This window comes from Caecibacter sp. AF58-12pH5A (genome assembly GCF_027681725.1).
Classification (GTDB): Bacteria; Bacillota; Negativicutes; order Veillonellales; family Megasphaeraceae; genus Megasphaera; species Megasphaera hominis.
Genome location: NZ_JAQDBC010000002.1, coordinates 77,411 through 94,672 on the forward strand (window position 1 = coordinate 77,411; position 17,262 = coordinate 94,672).

A 17,262-nucleotide genomic window follows, 5' to 3' on the forward strand; every position below is an offset into this window, starting at 1 on the left:
CCCGTTTTACGTTTTACCGGAAAAATCATGCCTTGACAAAGCCTGCCAACCTGGTGTATCATGCACTCAACAATTACAAATCGTCCACAAACCTTTGAGGCGGAGATAAAAACGATGACATGTGCGTACAGAGAGCCGGGGCGCTGAGAGCCGGCCGCAAACAGCTCGTTAAATGGACCGCTGAGGGCGCAGTGAAAAGCTTCGGCTGAGTATTCTGCGACGTAGGGGCATACGTCAGTTGCCGGGAATATGTTGGTATTCCGTCGAGCGCAGGAGTCAAATCCTGAAACAAGGTGGCACCGCGGTATCGGTATAGCTGTAGCTAAGATAACCGTCCTTGACAAACTCTATTGTCATGGGCGGTTTTTTTGTTGTCCTAATAGGAGGCAGCTATGGAAAATCTTTCCTTACATGAAATAAAACAATACGCCGGCACGTATACGCTCGTACCGCTGTGCCGCACCTTATATGCCGATCTGCGTACGCCCTTGGAAGTCCTGCGGCTCGTACGGACGCTGACGAAGCACTGCTATTTGCTGGAAAGCATGGAAGATACAGACCGCTGGGGCCGTTACACCTTCATCGGGTACGATCCGGCTCTGGGCCTGAGCTGCAAGAACGGCGTCGTCCGCTTTACGGGCGAACGGGAAGAAACGATCCGGACGGATACGCCGCAGGATCTGATCCGCCAGGTCGTAGAGGCCAACCGGGCGCCCCGCCTGAAAGGGCTGCCGCCCTTCGTCGGCGGCCTGGTCGGGTACTTTGCGTACGACTTCATCCAATATGCCGAGCCGTCTTTGCAGCTCAGGGCGGAAGACGATGCCGGCTTTAACGATTTCGACCTCATGCTTTTTCACAAGGTCATCGTCTTCGATCACCTGAAGCAAAAGCTTTTCCTCATCGTCAACGTACGGCCCGATCAGGCAGACATAGCCTATGACCAGGCCCTGGCAGAGCTGGACCGCATGGAAGCCCTGCTCCACGAAGGGCAGCCGGCCCGGCCGGAGCCGTTACAGCTGGACGGTGACTTTGAGGCTCTCTTTTCCAAAAACGACTACTGCCGCATGGTAGAAAAAGGGAAGACACACATTGTCGAAGGCGATATTTTCCAGGTTGTCCTGTCAAACCGCATGTCCGTCAAGGCCACAGGCAGCCTGCTCGATACGTACCGCGTCCTTAGGACCTTAAATCCGTCGCCGTACATGTTTTATTTCTCCGGCGATGATATCGAAATGGCCGGTGCGTCACCGGAAACGCTGACCCGCCTGGAAGACGGCAGCTTATTTACCTTTCCCCTGGCAGGCTCGCGGCCCCGGGGCAAGACGCGGGCTGAGGACCAGGCCCTGGAAGCGGATTTGCTCCACAATACGAAGGAGCTGGCTGAGCACAATATGCTCGTCGATCTGGGCCGTAACGACTTGGGCCGCATTAGCCGCATCGGCTCGGTCCACGTGGAAGAATATTTGAACGTCCTGCGTTTTTCTCATATTATGCACCTCGGCTCTACCGTACGCGGCCAGATACGGGAAGATAAAAGTGCCGTCGACGCCATTCTTTCCGTCTTGCCGGCAGGGACGCTCTCAGGCGCACCGAAAATCCGGGCCTGCCAGATCATCGACGAGCTGGAAGGCCATAAGCGGGGCATTTACGGCGGCGCCATTGGCTACATCGATTTTACGGGCAATATGGATTGCTGCATCGGCATCCGCCTGGCGTATAAGAAAAAAGACCGCCTCTATGTGTGCTCCGGCGCCGGCATCGTAGCCGACAGTATACCGGAGCAGGAATACCAGGAATGTATTAACAAGGCTAAGGCCGTTATCCTGGCCATCAGGCAGGCTGAAGGAGGGATAGACGCATGACCATACTCATCGATAATTACGACAGTTTTACATACAATTTGTACCAGCTTTTGGGACTCTTTGATGACGTACAGACCATCCGCAACGATGCCGTCACCTTAGAGGAACTGGAAGCGCTGCAGCCGGACCGCATCGTCCTTTCACCGGGCCCGGGACGGCCGGCAGACGCAGGGATTTGCGAAGCCGTGATCCGTCACTTTTCCGGCCGCGTGCCGATTCTCGGTGTCTGCCTGGGCCATCAGGCCATTTGCGAGGTCGCCGGCGGCACCATTACGTACGCCAGGGAATTGATGCATGGCAAGCAGTCCGTCGTGCAGCTGGCCGAAGGGGAACCCCTTTTCCGGGGGCTCGGCCGCGAAACCGATGTGGGGCGCTATCATTCCTTAGCCGTCGATACGGCACACTTTCCGGAAAGCCTGCACGTCCTGGCACGGACGCAGGACGGCGAAGTCATGGCTGTCCGCTACGGCCAGGCGCCTGTATACGGCCTGCAGTTTCATCCCGAATCGATCCTGACACCACAGGGTCCGGTAATGATCGAAAATTTCATGCACATGACCTGTTAAGAAGAAATAGTAGTGTAATAGTAGCAGAGGAGGCTATACCATGATTAGAGAAGCAACGGCAAAACTCATGAATCATCAGGATTTGACGCAGGAAGAAACCTGCACGGTTATAGACGAAATGATGGATGGGAAGACGACGCCTGTACAAACGGCGGCCTTCCTGACGGCTCTTCAGTGCAAGAAGGCGACGATAACGGAAATCCTGGCCTGTGCCACATCCATGCGCAACCATGCGACGCCCTTAGATGCCGGCCAGGGACTCCTGGAAATCGTTGGCACCGGCGGCGATCACTCTAATTCCTTTAATATTTCGACGACGAGCAGCTTCGTCTGCGCTGCCGGCGGCTGCCGCGTAGCCAAGCATGGCAACCGGGCTGCGTCGTCACGGAGCGGCGCTGCGGATGTACTGGAAGCCTTGGGCGTACACCTGGGTGCAGGACCGGAAGAATGCTTGCGGCATATGAACCACGCCGGCTTTTGTTTCCTCTTTGCCCAGACCTATCACAAGGCCATGAAGCACGTCGGCCCTGTACGCAAGGAAATGGGCCAGGCGACGGTCTTTAACCTCTTAGGGCCGCTGACCAATCCGGCCAGGGCCGATCACCAGGTGTTAGGCGTATACGCTGCCGATCTGGTCGAACCTATGGCCCACGTCCTGCACGGGTTGGGTGTACAGCGCGGTCTCTCCGTATATGGTACAGACGGCTTTGATGAAATTTCGGCATCCGCGCCGACGCTGGTCTGTGAATTTAAGGGCGATACGTTTACGACGTATACGATTACGCCGGAACAATTCGGCCTCACGCGCGGCACTAAGGAAGAACTCGTCGGTGGTACGCCAAGGGAAAATGCAGCCATTACGCGCGGCATTTTAAGCGGCCGGATCCGTGGTACCAAGCGTAACGCCGTCTTGCTGAACGCCGGCGCCGGCTTGTACGTTGCCGGCCGGACGGCGACGCTGGCTGATGGCGTTGCCTTAGCGGCAGCCCTTATCGATAGCGGCAAGGCACTGGCCTCCCTGGACCAATACGTTGCCCTGAGTCAGGGGGCCTGAGGCCATGATTCTGACAGAGATTACCCGGTCTGTGACGGCCAGGCTGGCAGAGGATCAACGGCACGTATCCCTGGCCGATATGAAAGCGGCAGCCCTGGCCCGGCCGGCACCGGAGGAGTTTCCCTTTGAACGGGCCTTGGCTGGCCGGTCTATGTCCTTTATCTGCGAGGTCAAAAAGGCATCGCCGTCGAAGGGCGTCATTGTCACAGATTTCCCGTATGTGGACATTGCCAGGGAGTATGAAGCGGCCGGTGCGGCAGCCATTTCCTGCCTGACCGAACGCGATTACTTTCAAGGCCACGTCCGCTATTTGAAGGACATTTCCCGGGCCGTTACGGTGCCGGTCCTGCGGAAGGATTTTATCGTCTCTCCCTACCAGATTTATGAAGCCCGCGCCTGTGGCGCCGCGGCCATCCTGCTCATCTGTGCCATCCTGACGGATGAACAGCTGGCAGCGTACTTCACGTTGGCCGATTCCCTGGGCCTTTCCGTTCTCGTAGAAGCCCACGACGCTGACGAAGTACGGCGGGCCCGCCAGTGCGGCGCCCGGGTCATTGGCGTCAATAACCGGAATCTGAAGGACTTTACAGTGTCATTAGACACGAGCTGCCGCCTGCGGGAACTCGTGCCGCCAGAGGTGCTCTTCGTCGCCGAAAGCGGCATCTGCACGCGGGATCATGTAGCCCGCCTGGAAGCCCACGGCGTCGACGCCGTCCTGATCGGCGAAACGCTCATGCGGGCAGCCGATAAAGGGCAGATGCTGGCGACACTGGCAGGTGACCAGCCATGACCAAGGTTAAGCTGTGCGGCCTGCGCCGGCCCTGCGATATGGCCTGGGCCAATGAGTTCCGCCCGGATTACGTAGGCTTCGTCTTTGCCGGCAAAAAACGCCGCGTCAGTCCGGAAGAAGCGTTGCGGCTGCGGCTCCTCTTGGATCCGCTCATTCCGGCTATCGGCGTCTTTCAAAATGAAGACCCAGGCCTCATTCGCCGCCTCGTCGCAACGGGCGTTATTCAAGCTATACAGCTTCATGGTGGCGAAGATGACGCCTATGTAACGTCCCTTAAGAGGCAAGTACAGGTGCCGCTCATCCAGGCCGTGGCCATTGCTTCCGCTGCGGACGTACAGCGGGCAGCGGCCAGCCGGGCCGATTACATCCTGCTCGATCATGGGACAGGTGGCAGCGGCCAGACCTTTGACTGGCACCTGGCAAAACAGCTGACACGGCCGTACTTTCTGGCCGGCGGCCTGAACTGCCAGAATATCAAGGCAGCCCTGGCCTTAGAGCCCTTTGTTGTCGACGTAAGCAGCGGTATCGAAACGAACGGCGTGAAGGATTATGAAAAAATACGGGCATTTATGCAGTACATACATGAGGAGGATATGCTATGACAACTGGAAGATTCGGCCCCTTTGGCGGCCAATACATACCGGAAACACTGATGAACGAAATCCACCGCCTGGAAGCGGCGTATAACCACTATAAAGCGGATCCTGATTTTCAGGCAGAACTGAAGGATTTGCTCGATAATTACGCAAACCGGCCTTCACTGCTCTATTATGCCGGCAAGATGACGGAAGACCTGGGCGGCGCCAAGATCTATTTAAAGCGCGAAGACCTGAACCATACAGGTGCCCACAAGATTAATAATGCCCTGGGCCAGTGCCTCTTAGCCAAAAAGATGGGCAAGACCCGGGTTATCGCCGAAACCGGTGCCGGCCAGCACGGCGTAGCGACGGCGACGGCGGCAGCCTTCCTGGGCCTTGAATGTGAGGTATTCATGGGCGAAGAGGATACGATCCGCCAGGCTCTCAACGTATACCGTATGGAACTCCTGGGCGCGAAGGTACACGCTGTGACTTCGGGCTCGCGCGTTCTCAAGGATGCCGTCAACGAAGCCATGCGCGAATGGGTCAGCCGCGTGAGCGATACGCACTACGTCATCGGTTCGGCTATGGGGCCGCATCCCTTCCCGACTATGGTCCGTGATTTCCAGGCTGTCATCAGTGAAGAAGCGAGAAAGCAGATCCTCGAACGGGAAGGCAAGCTGCCGGCAGCGGTCTTGGCCTGTGTGGGCGGTGGTTCCAATGCCATTGGCATGTTCTATCACTTTATTCCCGATACAGGTGTCCGCCTCATTGGCAGTGAAGCAGCTGGCCGGGGCATCGACACGCTCGAACATGCAGCGACCATTGCCAAAGGCAAGGTAGGCATCTTCCACGGTATGAAATCGATCTTTTGCCAAAACGATGACGGCCAGATCGACCAGGTCTATTCCATTTCTGCCGGCCTCGATTACCCCGGCATCGGACCGGAACACGCGTACCTGCACGACATTGGCAGGGCTGAATACGTACCGGTCAAGGATGATGAAGCTGTAGCGGCCTTTGAATACCTGGCCCGTACAGAAGGCATCATTTGTGCCATTGAAAGCGCTCACGCCGTCTATACGGCCATGCAGGTAGCGCCGCAGCTCAGCAAGGACGACAGCATTATCGTCTGCCTGTCCGGACGGGGCGATAAAGACGTAGCAGCCATTGCCAGATACAGAGGGAGGGATATCCATGAGTAACATAAAAAATGCCTTTGCAGGCGGTAAAGCCTTTATCGGCTTTTTGACGGCCGGTGATCCGACCTTAGAAAAGAGCCGCGAATATATACTGACCATGGAAAAGGCCGGTGCTGATTTGGTGGAAATCGGCATTCCCTTTTCCGATCCCATTGCCGAAGGACCTGTCATTCAGGAAGCAGACCTGCGGGCCCTGGCCGGTCACACGACGGTAGAAGATGTATTCCGTCTCGTTGAAGCGGTGCGGCAGACGTCGCAAATCCCGCTGGTCTTCCTGACCTATTTGAATCCGGTCTATCATTATGGGGCAGAAGCCTTCTTCGCCCGCTGTGAAAAGGCCGGTCTTGATGGCATTATCATTCCGGACATGCCCTTGGAAGAACGGGACGAATGTGCCGGTGCTGCCAAACGGCACGGTGTCGATATTATCTCTATGATTGCGCCGACGTCCCGCGACCGGATTGCGGATATTGCCCGTGTAGGCGAAGGCTTCCTTTACGTCGTATCGTCCCTGGGTGTTACGGGCACGCGCGATACGATCAATACGGATCTCAAGGAAATCATCGATACAGTCCGCAGCGTGACGGACGTACCGGCTGCCGTAGGTTTTGGCATCAATACGCCGGAACAGGCTGAAAAAATCGCCGCTGTCGCCGACGGTGTCATCGTCGGCAGTGCCATCGTCAAGCTTATTGCCAAGTACGGCACAGAAGCGGCCGGACCTATTTATGACTACGTAAAGGCCATGAAAGAAGCCGCCCTGAGAGGCGGCAAATAAAAAAGGAAGGTCCTTCCCGTGGGGGAGAAGGGCCTTCCTTTTTTTAAGAAAAACCGGCAGACACTAGACAAATGCCTGCCGGTTACGTACTAGATTCAATTGTTTCTTTTCTGGTTCTGATATCTTTTACCTCGTTAACGTGCGATACGAACAAGAAATACATATTCGGTTACGCTTACAAATGAACCACATCAGCTTGTATATGTAAACGAAGATGTTTAGGTGATACTTTGTAAACCTGTACAGTGTAAACACGATTCTTCGTATCCATGCTTTCTGCCTTGACCTTCACCGCCGGTTAGTATCGGTTCTCGTTATTCTCACGTGCGGTATTGCTGGTTACAGTTCTATCGTCGTTGCCCCAGGTCGGAGTGGTAAGTCAGAGCACTGTACGGCTCAACGGCAAATGACAGTCCAACGAATCACTGTGAGCATTCTTTCCACCGGCTACGTGCCGTCTCGTTCCGTTTCTCCTTAATACGGATACGGTTACTATCATTTCTTCACAGCTGTCAAACTCTGCCATGCCGTCCTGATTCTCTGAACCCATTGGACTCACCCCTTTCTATTTCTTGTCTATATTATACCACAATATATTCCGTTTGTCATAGAAAAATCGTAATATTTTAATGTATAGACTTGATAAAAAGTAATATAGTAAAGGAAAAAGACTTATTAATATTACATAAATGCATAATAAAGATGCTTTTTACACATTTCCAATGTAGACGTGTTTTAAATATGCTGCCGCAATGGCCTGTAATGTTTGCAGTGTGGCTACCGGTGTAGGCGCTTCGGTCATGTGGTAGCGCGGGAAATAGCGTGTAATATGCAAGGGAATATCCGGGCGCAGTGACGAGAGCCAGGCCGCCAGGTTATCCATGTCGCCAGGGTCATCGTTCAGGCCGGGAATGATGAGGCACGTCACTTCTACGTGCTGGTGTGCCGCTGCCGTGCGGATCGTTTCCTTTACCGGTTCCAGCGTGCCCTGGCAGTAATGGCGGTACGTCGCGTCGTTCCAGGCCTTGAGGTCGATGTTCCAGGCATCGATGAAAGGCAGGAGCTCCGCTAAGGGCTCTTTTTCTATGTAGCCGTTGGTGACCATGACGTTGACCATGCCGGCAGACTGGATGAGCGGCGCCGTATGGCGGATGAATTCGTACCACGTGCAGGGTTCGTTGTAGGTCCAGGCAACCCCTATATTGCCGGCCTCCCGGAGGCTCACAGCCGTGCGGTATACGGATTCGGGCGTAATGGTTTCACAGACGGGAATGGCCTGGGAAATTTGCCAGTTCTGGCACCAAGGGCAGGCTAGATTACAGCCGGGAGATCCGAGGGAGAGAATCTGCGTGCCCGGGTGAAAATGGCGTAAGGGCTTTTTTTCAATAGGATCTAAGGCTGCCGAGGCACACTGGCCATACGTGAGCAGCGTCAGTGTGCCGTCTGCGTTGCGGCGCGTATGACATTTGCCCGTGCGGCCAGGCGGAATCAGGCAGTGATGCGGGCAGAGCAGGCAGCGGACGCTGCCTGCATCTTCCTTTTGGTAATACATTGCTTCCATGGCCAGGCCTCCTCAGGTATACCGCGTAACGGTAAAGCGGTATAGGTCAGGATGTACCTGTGGCGGAATACCCGCCTTTTCTTTGGCAATGTCGATTTGCTGTTCCACTGTGTCGACGCCTTCGAGGTCGGGCAACAGGAGGCCTGTGCGGGCGTGGCTCATGACGATGACACCGTATTTCTTCGGGTCCAGGTCGGCAGGCGACGAAACGGCCTCCGGTTCGCCCAGGATGTCGACGGAAATGGAGAGATCGTCCAGCTCTTCCGGGCGGACCGGATAAAAGCGGGGATCCCGCGTCGCCGCCGAGACGGCGTTGTGAATGATTTCGCCGGCAATGTTCATCTGCATGGGCAGGAAGGTGCCGATGCAGCCACGCAGGGCAGAGTCCTTGTGCAGGGATACGAAGGCGCCGGCCCGGTCGGTCAGCTCTTCCGGTATATCCCGCGGTACGGACATGATGGCGTGATGGGTAAAGTAATAGGAAATACTCTGCCGGGCCAGGCGCACACGGATATCCGGGATGGCACTGTCGGCGACGTGATCGGCGTCACTTTCGTTGAGGTAGAGGACGACACCGTAGCCGACGCCAAAGGGGCCTTCGTAGGAAAAGACCGGCATGGACGGATGCATGCAGCGCAGGGCACCGAAGAGAAAATACACAGAAGGCAGGCCGCACATGGCCGCTTCTTCAATGAGGCTCGCAGGCATGGCGCGGATGCCGCTCAAATCCTGACGGCGCAGGCCTTCCATGACGGTCTGGTCGAAGATCGCACCGGACGGGGAGTAGCCGTTAGGCGCTTCCGGAAGCAGGCAGTGCGACAGGTCGCCTGAGGCGATGATGCCAATGCGCCGGCCTGTGCGGGCGGCAGCCTGAATGACGAGGGAGCCTAAGGCAAACATGGTGCTATAGTCATCAAAGCACGGCGAGAGCAGGACGATGGAGCCGGTAAAGCCGGCCTGGCGCAGATAGTACAGGGGAACGAAGGCGCCCTGGTCGAGGTGCAGGGGATGGCCGTATTTTTCGCCCCATTCCGGATCGATACGGCAGAGCGAGGCCTTTCCTTCAGCTTGCCGCAGGATTTCCTCGGCCAGCTCCATATCCGTATTCATGCTCATCTTGAGCTCCGGATAGCCGAAGCGGCCTAAGTCGCCGTGCAGGACCGGTGCCGTATACAAGGCGGCAGTGTTGGAAAAAATATAATTATGCGGCGAAACGATCACCAGTGTTTCCGGACTGCGCGCCAGCAAGAGCTCCGCTGCGTCAGTGACGGATTCGACGGTGGTTTGCATCTTTTGCAGCTCTGCGCCGCCGATTTCCGGCAGCATAATGGGCGGATGGGGCAAAAGGGCAGCGCCGACACAGGTAGTATCCATAACGGTGTACCTCCTCCAAAGAGAAAATGAAACGATATATTCACTTTCTATTGTACACCATTTTTGTGAGAAAAAGCAGTAGCTTTGCCAGGCAGACACAGCAAAAAAGGACGCTGCCGGGCAACGTCCTTTTTCGTGTTCATATTAGTATTCTGTGTCTTCCATGAGGCTGGTCTTGCCGAAGCGCGTGACTAAATCCTTGCGCTGCATTTTCCAGCTCGGCGAAGCGATGCTCATGGACGGGTCGTAGTTGGGCGACTGCATGTTGAGGATGCCGCAGATGAATTCGTATTCCAGGTCGTTCGTGAAATACATGTCCTTGTGGGCCTTGACGACTTGGGCGATTTCCGGGTTGCGCGCCAAGTAGCCATCGGAGAGATAGCAGAACATGGGAATGCGCAGGACCTTGAAGCTGGCCCCGTCAGGCTGGCGGGCAATGTCCGGGTCGGAGCCGTGGTCGGAGAAGTAAATCATGGCGTCGAGGTGCAGGTTTTCTTTGGCATAGTCGTAAATCTGCTGCAAAATCCAGTCCGTGTAGAGGACCGTATTGTCGAAGTCGGCTTCCTGGTTGATCTTGCCGTCGTTAAATACCTGGAATTCCGCCGGATAGCGGTTGCGGTATTCAATATGGCTGCCCATGATGTGCAGGACGACGAAGTTCTTTTCGTTGGGATTTACCTTGCTCAGGAACTGTAAGAGCGAGCCGTCGTACGTAGCTTCCTTCAGGTCGCGGTCGACCCATTCGGAAACGTCTGCCGTGTTGGCGACGAGTGTAATAGGCGTATCGGCGACGCCGACAGAACCCTGGTTGCTGAACCAGTACGTCTTGTAGCCAGCTTTTTTGGCCATGTCAATAATAGAAATAGACTGATTAAACTGCTTGTCGTTGTAGAAATTGGCTTCCGTCAGGGCGTGTTCCAGGACGGGGACCGTGTACCAGACACAAGAGTACGCATTGGTGAAGAGCGTAAAATGAGGATCTTCCTTTGCCGCTGTAAGCCACGGCGTATTCGGTACGTGATTCGGATTGTAGGCGTTCATGAGGGTCCGCGTTTCCGATTCGCCAATGACGACGATGACCGTGTTGGGGTACTCGGCCGGATTAAGCTGTACGGCCTGGAGAGCGTTGTATTTGCTCGTGTGGTTCTTGGCATACAGGGCGGACCGTTCCATATAATCGTGCGTATCGAGGAAGGTGCGGATAGGGAAGCACTGCGGGAAAATTTCTTCCCCTAAGGCGCCGAGAGACGGCAGGATAATGAACAGGGAAAGAATGGGCAGGAGCTTTACCGAAAGCGTTGTCTTTGTCAGGGGCTTTTGCCGGACCTGGCAAAAATAAAAGATGGCCGGTATAGCCAAAATGACAAGGGTGCAGATAACGAGATTAAAGAACCCTAAGGAGTGGAGGTATTCCAATGTTTCTGCCGGGCCGGTCTGGAAAATGATGAGGGCCCCTGACGTAGTGATGCTGGAATGATACATATAGAAGTAGCCCCACTGCAGGAGAATGACGAAGAGAGACAGAAACTGAACGACCATCATGATGGCAGCGCCGATCTTCGGCCGCACGCAAAGGCGCAGGGCCATGGAGAGGCAGAAGAGAATGGCAAAGCCGTAGAGGCCGACGTAAATATCGTAGATATTATTTAAGTAGACCGTCGAACCGTTGAGTAAGGTATTGTAGCTCAGTACCGGCCCCGTGACGATCCAGGAAATGCCAATGAAGGCATTGGGCAAAATTGCTGAAAGCGAGAGATGCTTCCAATAGAGTGCCAGGGAAAGCGTCACGACGCCGACGGCCGGAATGAGACCGTAGGTCATGGCCTGAATATTGTCCTGGCCCAGACCCAGGGAAACGAGGAGCTGCCACTGGAAACACAAGGCGTAAATGACGCCGAAAATGCAAAGGAGATAAAATACGCGCCGCCAGTTGATTTGTTGTACGAGCGAAAGCGCCAAGTGGAGTGCCGTCCCGTCGGGAGCACTGTTTTTGTGAAATAACTGCATGACGTGTAACGCTGCCTTTCTAGTAATGTCAAAGGAAAGAATAGTTTTTGTAAAGCTTCTGCAAAACAGATTACATCCAGTCTATTATACATCAATCAATGGTCAATACATAGTCAATAAAGAGAAATATTCGCGGTATCAGGTCTTTTTCTGCCCGGCGGGGCTGAGAAGGCCTTTTTTCTATAACACCATGAGGCTTCTATAAAAAGAACTGCTGCCAAGGAGGCCGGGAAGAGGCATAAAATGGCCTTGGAGGAAAAAACTTCAAAAAAAATAAAAAAGTTTGCAAAAAAGACTTGCCAAACCTGAAATCACATGGTAGAATTGTTCTTGTTCGAGGCACTGAACGCCTCGGCAGGAAGTGGGAAATGGCCCCGTGGTGTAGCGGTTTAACATGTCGCCCTGTCACGGCGAAGATCGTCAGTTCAAATCTGATCGGGGTCGCCATTTTTTTGCTCAGGTAGCTCAGTCGGTAGAGCAGGGGACTGAAAATCCCCGTGTCGGCGGTTCAATTCCGTCCCTGAGCACCAAATCAATTTCATATGCGGTTGTGGCGGAATGGCAGACGCGCTACTTTGAGGGGGTAGTGAACGTAAGTTCATATGGGTTCAAGTCCCATCAACCGCACCAAAACAGAAACCGGAATCCGGATAGGGATTTCGGTTTTTTTCTAGCTTCCGGGAAATAGATAATTGAATACCTGTTGACAAGCAGCCGCGGCGGATGTATAATGCAGATGTAAGGAACGACAGATAATTGAATACCCGTTTTAAATCAAGGAGGTAACACATATGACACAGACAGAAGCACAAAGAAAAATCGATACCATTGCCAAACGCTTCAAACAGAAGAAAGAAGACCAGGTCAAGTTCGTCTTTGCCTCGTCTATCCTGATTCTGGCAGACACGGAATTTTTCAAGGAATGGATCAATCGGACAGCCGATGCACGACTCCTGGAAAAGGCATACAAGGAAAAAGGCCTCTTTACGGGAGAACAGCGGCGCTTCCTCTTTCGGGACTGCCTGAAGAGCGCCTACGCCGGCGGCGCCTTTGAACTCTACGAGCTGTACCTGGCCTTTGCCGACGATCTGGAACCACTGAAGGAAATCGTCGCAGCCTATACGGAACCTACGCGGCGCTCCAAGACCTTTAGCCCCGGCCTCAATGAACTGGCCCTGCGCATTCTGGGCCGGGCCAGTAGCGGTGCCGGGGACTTCGTCGAATATTGCTGCGGCGACGCCACGGCCCTGAGCGGCGCCTATATGCGCGGTCTGGCCCAGCACTATTACGGCCAGGACAGGGACGATTTCAAGACGGACATCATCGCCGCCTTGAAACGAAAAGCCCTGCACGCAGAAGACGCCATGACCATCACCAATGGCGACGTCCTCACCGAACCGGCCTGCCTGGGCGCCCATGACCTGATCTTTGCCAGCTTCCCCCTGGGCAGCATGCGCCATCAGCAGGACGGTATGCCTGCAGGCACGCACTATACGGGCATTCTGGACGCAACGGACGCAGAAAAAAAGTGCTTGGACACCGAATGGAAATTCGTCCATATCCTCCTCAATTCCCTCAGCGAAAAAGGCAAAGCCGTCGCCATTATGAGCGCCAGCCTGCTCGCTTCCGAAGAGGACGCGCCCATCAGACAGCGCCTCATAGAAGATGGCAAAATAGAAACGGTCATTCTCTTTGGCAATGACGTCTTCACGACGAGCCGCACAGCCGTAGCCATGGTCGTATTCAGCAATGGCAACCAGACGCCGCGCATCCTCGATACGCGTGACACGATGCTGACCAAGACCCGCAGCCAGGAAATCTCTCTCAGGGCTATTGGAGACATAGAAAGCCGTTATCAGGACATGTGGCATGCAACAAGACACTGCCAGATGCCGACAAAAATGGAACTGGCAGAACACGCGTACAGCCTCAGCTTCCCGGACTACATAGACCCCCTGCAGTCCGTACCGGCAGAAGCGAAAATGCCCTTGGGCAGTTTGGCCGACATTACACGCGGCATTAGCGTGAAACGCATCAACGTAGATAAAGACCAGGCCAATTGCTACCTCGTACGCGTACTCCATATCACAGATGGTCACGTCCGGGTCGGCCTCAGAGCCTGCGAGGACCTGAAAAAACCCTATCCCATCGCGCCCGGTGACGTCCTCCTGGCCGGCCGGGGCACCCAAATCAAAGCCGCCATTGTCGAAAAGGACTACGACCTGCCCGTCCTGGCCGACAACAATGTCCTCGTCATCCGGCCAAAATCCCCACGCCTGAACAGCACCTACCTCACAGCCCTATTGAATAGCCACCTGGGCAAGGAACTCATGCAGACATTGCAAGTCGGAGGCGACGCTGTACTGAGCATTTCCCCGGGCAAACTGCGGAAACTCGTCATCCCCGTCCCCGACCGGGACATACAAGAAAAAATGGCCGCTGAATACACTGCCGCTGATAAAGAAGTACAAGCAGCGCGGACTCAGCTATGGCAAAAACTACATGACCGGGATCAGATCATTTCTAACTATATCGAAATAGAGTGAAAAGGAGACGAATAATATGAACGAAAAGAAAAAATGCCAAATGGAAGATGCCTTATTCCTGGCAGTAGCCGCCTACATCGAAGCCAAAGAACGACCGGAAAGTCAAAGGTCCATCGATATCCGTTATATCGCCCTCAAGGACACCTTTGCCGATGTCAACGCCTATCGCAAGAAATGCTGGGAAGAACAACAAAAACGTGGAGCCGGGCAATCCGTATAGTCAGGGAGCCTGGCGATACGATAGTCAATTCCTGTACAGAAGCCCTCTGGCAGCGCCTTTGCTGCCAGAGGGCTTTTAGCGTATGCACGTAAAGCAATGATGTACACGCGGCCTTCTCCATTTTGCATAGATATATTGAAGTATTATAGGATATATACTATACTGAAAAGCAACGTCCCAGCCTTTATTTTACGAGGCCGGGTTTCTCAGAAGGAGCGGTTTATATGGACAAAAAAATATTGCTGATCAACGATATGCCAGGCTATGGCAAAGTTGCATTGCCTGCTATGGTGCCGATTTTGACGCACATGAAATATGAAGTATTCAGCCTGCCTACGGCTTTGGTTTCTAATACGCTGGATTACGGTAAATTTGCTATTTTGGAAACGACAGACTATATGAAACAAGCCATTGGCGTATGGCAGCAATTGGGCTTTTCCTTTTCGGCCATTGTGACGGGCTTTATCTTTTCCCGGACCCAGGCCGATGTCGTGGCGGCCTTGTGCAAAGAACAAAAGCAGCACGGTGTGCAGGTCTTTATGGACCCCATCATGGGCGATGAAGGCCACCTCTACAATGGCGTAGGCGAAGAGACGATTACGTACCTGCGGGACTTGGCAGGCCTGTCAGACTATATCATGCCTAACTATACGGAAGCCGCCTTTTTGGCCGGTATGCCTTGCCACCACGATAGCATCAGTGAAGACGAAGCGCGGCAGCTCATGGATGCGCTCCGCCAGGTATGCCCTAAATCGATACTCATTACGAGTGTACATACAGAAGGGTCTTATGCGGTTTTGGGCTATGATCACAGCCGCAATACGTATTTCCAGCTGCCGTATACGCATATTCCCGTCCGTTTCCCCGGTACTGGCGATATCTTTTCGGCTATTTTGGCCGGTCAGGTCCTGCAGGGACATGATTTGGAAGCCGCAGCCTTTTCGGCTATGCAGAGTGTAGGCAGCCTGATCACAGCCAATCAGGATACGACAAACTTTATTCCCGGCATTCCTGTAGAACAGTGCCTGAATCTGGTCCAGGAAATTAGTAACATCTGAGCAAAGTACTTTCCCTTTGCCCTATATATGGTACAATAGTAAAAGCTAGGAGATGAGAATAATGGTCAATACCTTGCGGATTAAACGTATCTATGAAGCACCTGCTGCAGACGATGGCATACGTATTCTCGTAGACCGTCTCTGGCCACGGGGCATGTCCAAGGAAAAGGCACATTTGCACGAGTGGGCCAAGGACATTGCGCCTTCGCCGGATTTGCGTACGTGGTTCGGCCACAAGCCTGAGCGGTATGAGGAATTCAGCCGCCTCTATATGGCAGAACTGGATATGAGTCCGGCTGCGGCAGATTTTGCCGACCGTTGCCGGGAAAATCTGGAACACGGTAATGTCACCCTCGTCTATGCTGCCAAGGACACGGCCCACAGTCATGCCTTAGTCCTGCAGCACTGGCTGGAGCCGCTGCTCGCCAAGTAATGGTTTTGCTTGCGGGCTATGGCAATATGGTTAAGGAGGAATTATTGTATTTATGAGTGAATTGAAGACTTCTGTCTTTTCGAACAGCCTGCTGTGGTTTGGCGCCGGTATTTCCATTGCCGAAATCCTGACGGGCATGCTGTTGGCACCCTTAGGCTTTGGCAAGGGCCTGCTGGCCATTCTCATTGGCCACGTCATTGGCGGCGTCGTCATGTTTGGCGCCGGCCTCATCGGTGCCCGGACAGGCCGTGGTGCTATGGGGACTGTAGAAATTTCCTTTGGCCGTCATGGCGCCAAGCTCTTTGCCGGCTTGAACGTCATCCAGCTCATTGGCTGGACTGCCGTCATGATTGCCAGCGCTGCCGCTGCTGCCGATACCCTGGCCGGTATGGGCATGTCCGTGTGGAGCGTGATTATCGGTGCTTTTATCGCCCTTTGGATTATCTTGGGCCTGAAGAACCTGGGCAAGGTGAACATCGTCGTCATTGCCGCCCTCTTTCTCTTGACTCTCGTCCTGAGCGGCGTCATCTTTATGGGCCAGAGCGTGCCCCAGGCCGCCGGCGATATGACCATCGGTGCGGCTATCGAATTGACTGTCGCCATGCCGCTTTCGTGGCTGCCGGTCATTTCTGACTACACGCGTGTTGCCGCCAAGCCTGTCAAGGCGACGGCTGCCAGCTGCCTGGCCTATTTCGTTGCCAGCTCGTGGATGTTCATTATCGGTATGGGTGCAGCCCTTTATACAGGACAGGACGATATTGCTACGATTATGCTGCAGGCTGGTATGGGCCTCATCGGCATTCTCATCGTCCTCTTATCGACGGTTACGACGACCTTCCTCGATGCCTTTTCGGCCGGCGTTAGTGGCAAGAGCCTCTTGCCGGGCCTTTCGGAAAAAGCCCTGGCACTCATTGCCTGTGTTGGCGGCGTAATCCTGGCTATTGCTGTGGATTCCAATAGTTTCCAGGATTTCCTTTATTTTATCGGTTCTGTCTTTGCGCCGATGACGGCGATTCTCCTTTCGGATTATTTCATCCTGCGGCAGGATCACAGTCATCAGACGGTGTACTGGACAAACCTCATTCTCTGGCTGGCCGGGTTTGCCCTTTACCGGGCGCTCCTGGATGTGCAGACGCCGTGGGGGATTACCTTCCAGGTTATCGTCTTTGTCATGCTGGCCAGTGCCGTGATCCACAAGCTGCTGCCTCAGAAGCACGCAGCCGGTCTCTAAAA

General features: G+C 54.3%; 16 protein-coding genes and 3 tRNA genes. 15 read left to right on the forward strand and 4 right to left on the reverse strand.

Features of this window, described 5'->3' with window-relative positions; genetic code table 11:
• Positions 1 to 392: 392 nt before the first annotated feature.
• From PGX44_RS01615 to trpA, 7 genes are read left to right on the forward strand one after another with little or no spacing between them, the layout of a single operon-like run.
• Entirely contained in the window at positions 393 to 1,862 is a 1,470-nt protein-coding gene (locus PGX44_RS01615; RefSeq protein ID WP_498853994.1) for an anthranilate synthase component I family protein, read from the forward strand.
• Positions 1,859 to 2,428 carry an anthranilate synthase component II gene (locus PGX44_RS01620; protein WP_498853995.1) on the forward strand — a complete coding sequence of 190 codons (570 nt, stop codon included), beginning with the start codon at positions 1,859 to 1,861 and terminating at the stop codon, positions 2,426 to 2,428. The genes PGX44_RS01615 and PGX44_RS01620 overlap by 4 nt, the downstream gene beginning before the upstream one ends.
• A 40-nt stretch (positions 2,429 to 2,468) precedes the next feature.
• On the forward strand, positions 2,469 to 3,482 hold the full coding sequence (gene trpD / locus PGX44_RS01625; protein ID WP_498853996.1) for an anthranilate phosphoribosyltransferase: 1,014 nt from the start codon (positions 2,469 to 2,471) through the stop codon (positions 3,480 to 3,482).
• A 4-nt stretch (positions 3,483 to 3,486) separates the two neighbouring features.
• A complete protein-coding gene (gene trpC / locus PGX44_RS01630) occupies positions 3,487 to 4,272 on the forward strand; it encodes an indole-3-glycerol phosphate synthase TrpC (protein WP_498853997.1) in 786 nt (261 codons plus the stop codon).
• Positions 4,269 to 4,874: a phosphoribosylanthranilate isomerase gene (locus tag PGX44_RS01635; RefSeq protein WP_498853998.1), complete on the forward strand. Its 606-nt coding sequence runs from the start codon at positions 4,269 to 4,271 to the stop codon at positions 4,872 to 4,874. The genes trpC and PGX44_RS01635 overlap by 4 nt, the downstream gene beginning before the upstream one ends.
• The gene (trpB, locus tag PGX44_RS01640; RefSeq protein ID WP_186502943.1) at positions 4,871 to 6,055 is read left to right on the forward strand and encodes a tryptophan synthase subunit beta; all 1,185 of its coding nucleotides are present in this window, start codon (positions 4,871 to 4,873) and stop codon (positions 6,053 to 6,055) included. The genes PGX44_RS01635 and trpB overlap by 4 nt, the downstream gene beginning before the upstream one ends.
• Positions 6,048 to 6,830, forward strand: coding sequence for a tryptophan synthase subunit alpha (trpA, locus tag PGX44_RS01645; protein WP_498853999.1), 783 nt, complete (start codon positions 6,048 to 6,050; stop codon positions 6,828 to 6,830). Before trpB ends, trpA begins: the two co-directional genes overlap by 8 nt.
• A 379-nt stretch (positions 6,831 to 7,209) precedes the next feature.
• On the opposite strand, the gene PGX44_RS01650 is transcribed toward trpA, so the two are convergent.
• From PGX44_RS01650 to PGX44_RS01665, 4 genes are all read right to left on the reverse strand, one after another.
• Entirely contained in the window at positions 7,210 to 7,380 is a 171-nt protein-coding gene (locus tag PGX44_RS01650; protein ID WP_498854000.1) for a hypothetical protein, read from the reverse strand.
• A 159-nt stretch (positions 7,381 to 7,539) separates the two neighbouring features.
• Positions 7,540 to 8,391 (reverse strand): AmmeMemoRadiSam system radical SAM enzyme, encoded by an 852-nt coding sequence (amrS, locus tag PGX44_RS01655; protein ID WP_498854001.1) that lies wholly within the window; start codon positions 8,389 to 8,391, stop codon positions 7,540 to 7,542.
• A 12-nt stretch (positions 8,392 to 8,403) separates the two neighbouring features.
• Positions 8,404 to 9,765, reverse strand: a complete 1,362-nt coding sequence (gene amrA / locus PGX44_RS01660; protein ID WP_498854002.1) for an AmmeMemoRadiSam system protein A — start codon at positions 9,763 to 9,765, stop codon at positions 8,404 to 8,406.
• A 144-nt stretch (positions 9,766 to 9,909) separates the two neighbouring features.
• Positions 9,910 to 11,772 carry a phosphoethanolamine transferase gene (locus PGX44_RS01665; RefSeq protein WP_498854003.1) on the reverse strand — a complete coding sequence of 621 codons (1,863 nt, stop codon included), beginning with the start codon at positions 11,770 to 11,772 and terminating at the stop codon, positions 9,910 to 9,912.
• Between the two features lie 370 nt (positions 11,773 to 12,142).
• On the opposite strand from PGX44_RS01665, the gene PGX44_RS01670 reads away from it, so the two are divergent.
• The 8 genes from PGX44_RS01670 (at position 12,143) to cytX (ending at position 17,260) form a co-directional block, all read left to right on the forward strand.
• Positions 12,143 to 12,219, forward strand: a tRNA-Asp gene (locus PGX44_RS01670).
• A gap of 7 nt (positions 12,220 to 12,226) precedes the next feature.
• A tRNA-Phe gene (locus tag PGX44_RS01675) sits at positions 12,227 to 12,302 on the forward strand.
• A 14-nt stretch (positions 12,303 to 12,316) separates the two neighbouring features.
• Positions 12,317 to 12,402 (forward strand) — tRNA-Leu (locus PGX44_RS01680).
• A 161-nt stretch (positions 12,403 to 12,563) separates the two neighbouring features.
• Complete coding sequence (locus PGX44_RS01685) at positions 12,564 to 14,318, forward strand: N-6 DNA methylase (protein ID WP_498854004.1); 1,755 nt, start codon at positions 12,564 to 12,566, stop codon at positions 14,316 to 14,318.
• A gap of 16 nt (positions 14,319 to 14,334) precedes the next feature.
• Positions 14,335 to 14,538 (forward strand): hypothetical protein, encoded by a 204-nt coding sequence (locus tag PGX44_RS01690; RefSeq protein WP_498854005.1) that lies wholly within the window; start codon positions 14,335 to 14,337, stop codon positions 14,536 to 14,538.
• A gap of 224 nt (positions 14,539 to 14,762) precedes the next feature.
• Positions 14,763 to 15,596: a PfkB family carbohydrate kinase gene (locus PGX44_RS01695; protein ID WP_498854006.1), complete on the forward strand. Its 834-nt coding sequence runs from the start codon at positions 14,763 to 14,765 to the stop codon at positions 15,594 to 15,596.
• A gap of 61 nt (positions 15,597 to 15,657) precedes the next feature.
• Positions 15,658 to 16,029, forward strand: coding sequence for a DUF488 domain-containing protein (locus tag PGX44_RS01700; protein WP_186502957.1), 372 nt, complete (start codon positions 15,658 to 15,660; stop codon positions 16,027 to 16,029).
• 52 nt (positions 16,030 to 16,081) lie between these two features.
• Positions 16,082 to 17,260, forward strand: a complete 1,179-nt coding sequence (gene cytX / locus PGX44_RS01705; RefSeq protein WP_498854007.1) for a putative hydroxymethylpyrimidine transporter CytX — start codon at positions 16,082 to 16,084, stop codon at positions 17,258 to 17,260.
• Positions 17,261 to 17,262: the final 2 nt, after the last annotated feature.

Bases quoted from the DNA above. Each gene is read 5' to 3' on its own strand.
- PGX44_RS01650 (WP_498854000.1), bottom strand. From the start codon at position 7,380: ATGGGTTCAGAGAATCAGGACGGCATGGCAGAGTTTGACAGCTGTGAA.
- PGX44_RS01665 (WP_498854003.1), bottom strand. From the start codon at position 11,772: ATGCAGTTATTTCACAAAAACAGTGCTCCCGACGGGACGGCACTCCAC.
- amrA (WP_498854002.1), bottom strand. From the start codon at position 9,765: ATGGATACTACCTGTGTCGGCGCTGCCCTTTTGCCCCATCCGCCCATT.
- PGX44_RS01700 (WP_186502957.1), top strand. From the start codon at position 15,658: ATGGTCAATACCTTGCGGATTAAACGTATCTATGAAGCACCTGCTGCA.
- PGX44_RS01620 (WP_498853995.1), top strand. From the start codon at position 1,859: ATGACCATACTCATCGATAATTACGACAGTTTTACATACAATTTGTAC.
- trpA (WP_498853999.1), top strand. From the start codon at position 6,048: ATGAGTAACATAAAAAATGCCTTTGCAGGCGGTAAAGCCTTTATCGGC.
- cytX (WP_498854007.1), top strand. From the start codon at position 16,082: ATGAGTGAATTGAAGACTTCTGTCTTTTCGAACAGCCTGCTGTGGTTT.
- PGX44_RS01685 (WP_498854004.1), top strand. From the start codon at position 12,564: ATGACACAGACAGAAGCACAAAGAAAAATCGATACCATTGCCAAACGC.
- PGX44_RS01615 (WP_498853994.1), top strand. From the start codon at position 393: ATGGAAAATCTTTCCTTACATGAAATAAAACAATACGCCGGCACGTAT.
- trpC (WP_498853997.1), top strand. From the start codon at position 3,487: ATGATTCTGACAGAGATTACCCGGTCTGTGACGGCCAGGCTGGCAGAG.
- trpB (WP_186502943.1), top strand. From the start codon at position 4,871: ATGACAACTGGAAGATTCGGCCCCTTTGGCGGCCAATACATACCGGAA.
- PGX44_RS01690 (WP_498854005.1), top strand. From the start codon at position 14,335: ATGAACGAAAAGAAAAAATGCCAAATGGAAGATGCCTTATTCCTGGCA.
- amrS (WP_498854001.1), bottom strand. From the start codon at position 8,391: ATGGAAGCAATGTATTACCAAAAGGAAGATGCAGGCAGCGTCCGCTGC.
- PGX44_RS01635 (WP_498853998.1), top strand. From the start codon at position 4,269: ATGACCAAGGTTAAGCTGTGCGGCCTGCGCCGGCCCTGCGATATGGCC.
- trpD (WP_498853996.1), top strand. From the start codon at position 2,469: ATGATTAGAGAAGCAACGGCAAAACTCATGAATCATCAGGATTTGACG.
- PGX44_RS01695 (WP_498854006.1), top strand. From the start codon at position 14,763: ATGGACAAAAAAATATTGCTGATCAACGATATGCCAGGCTATGGCAAA.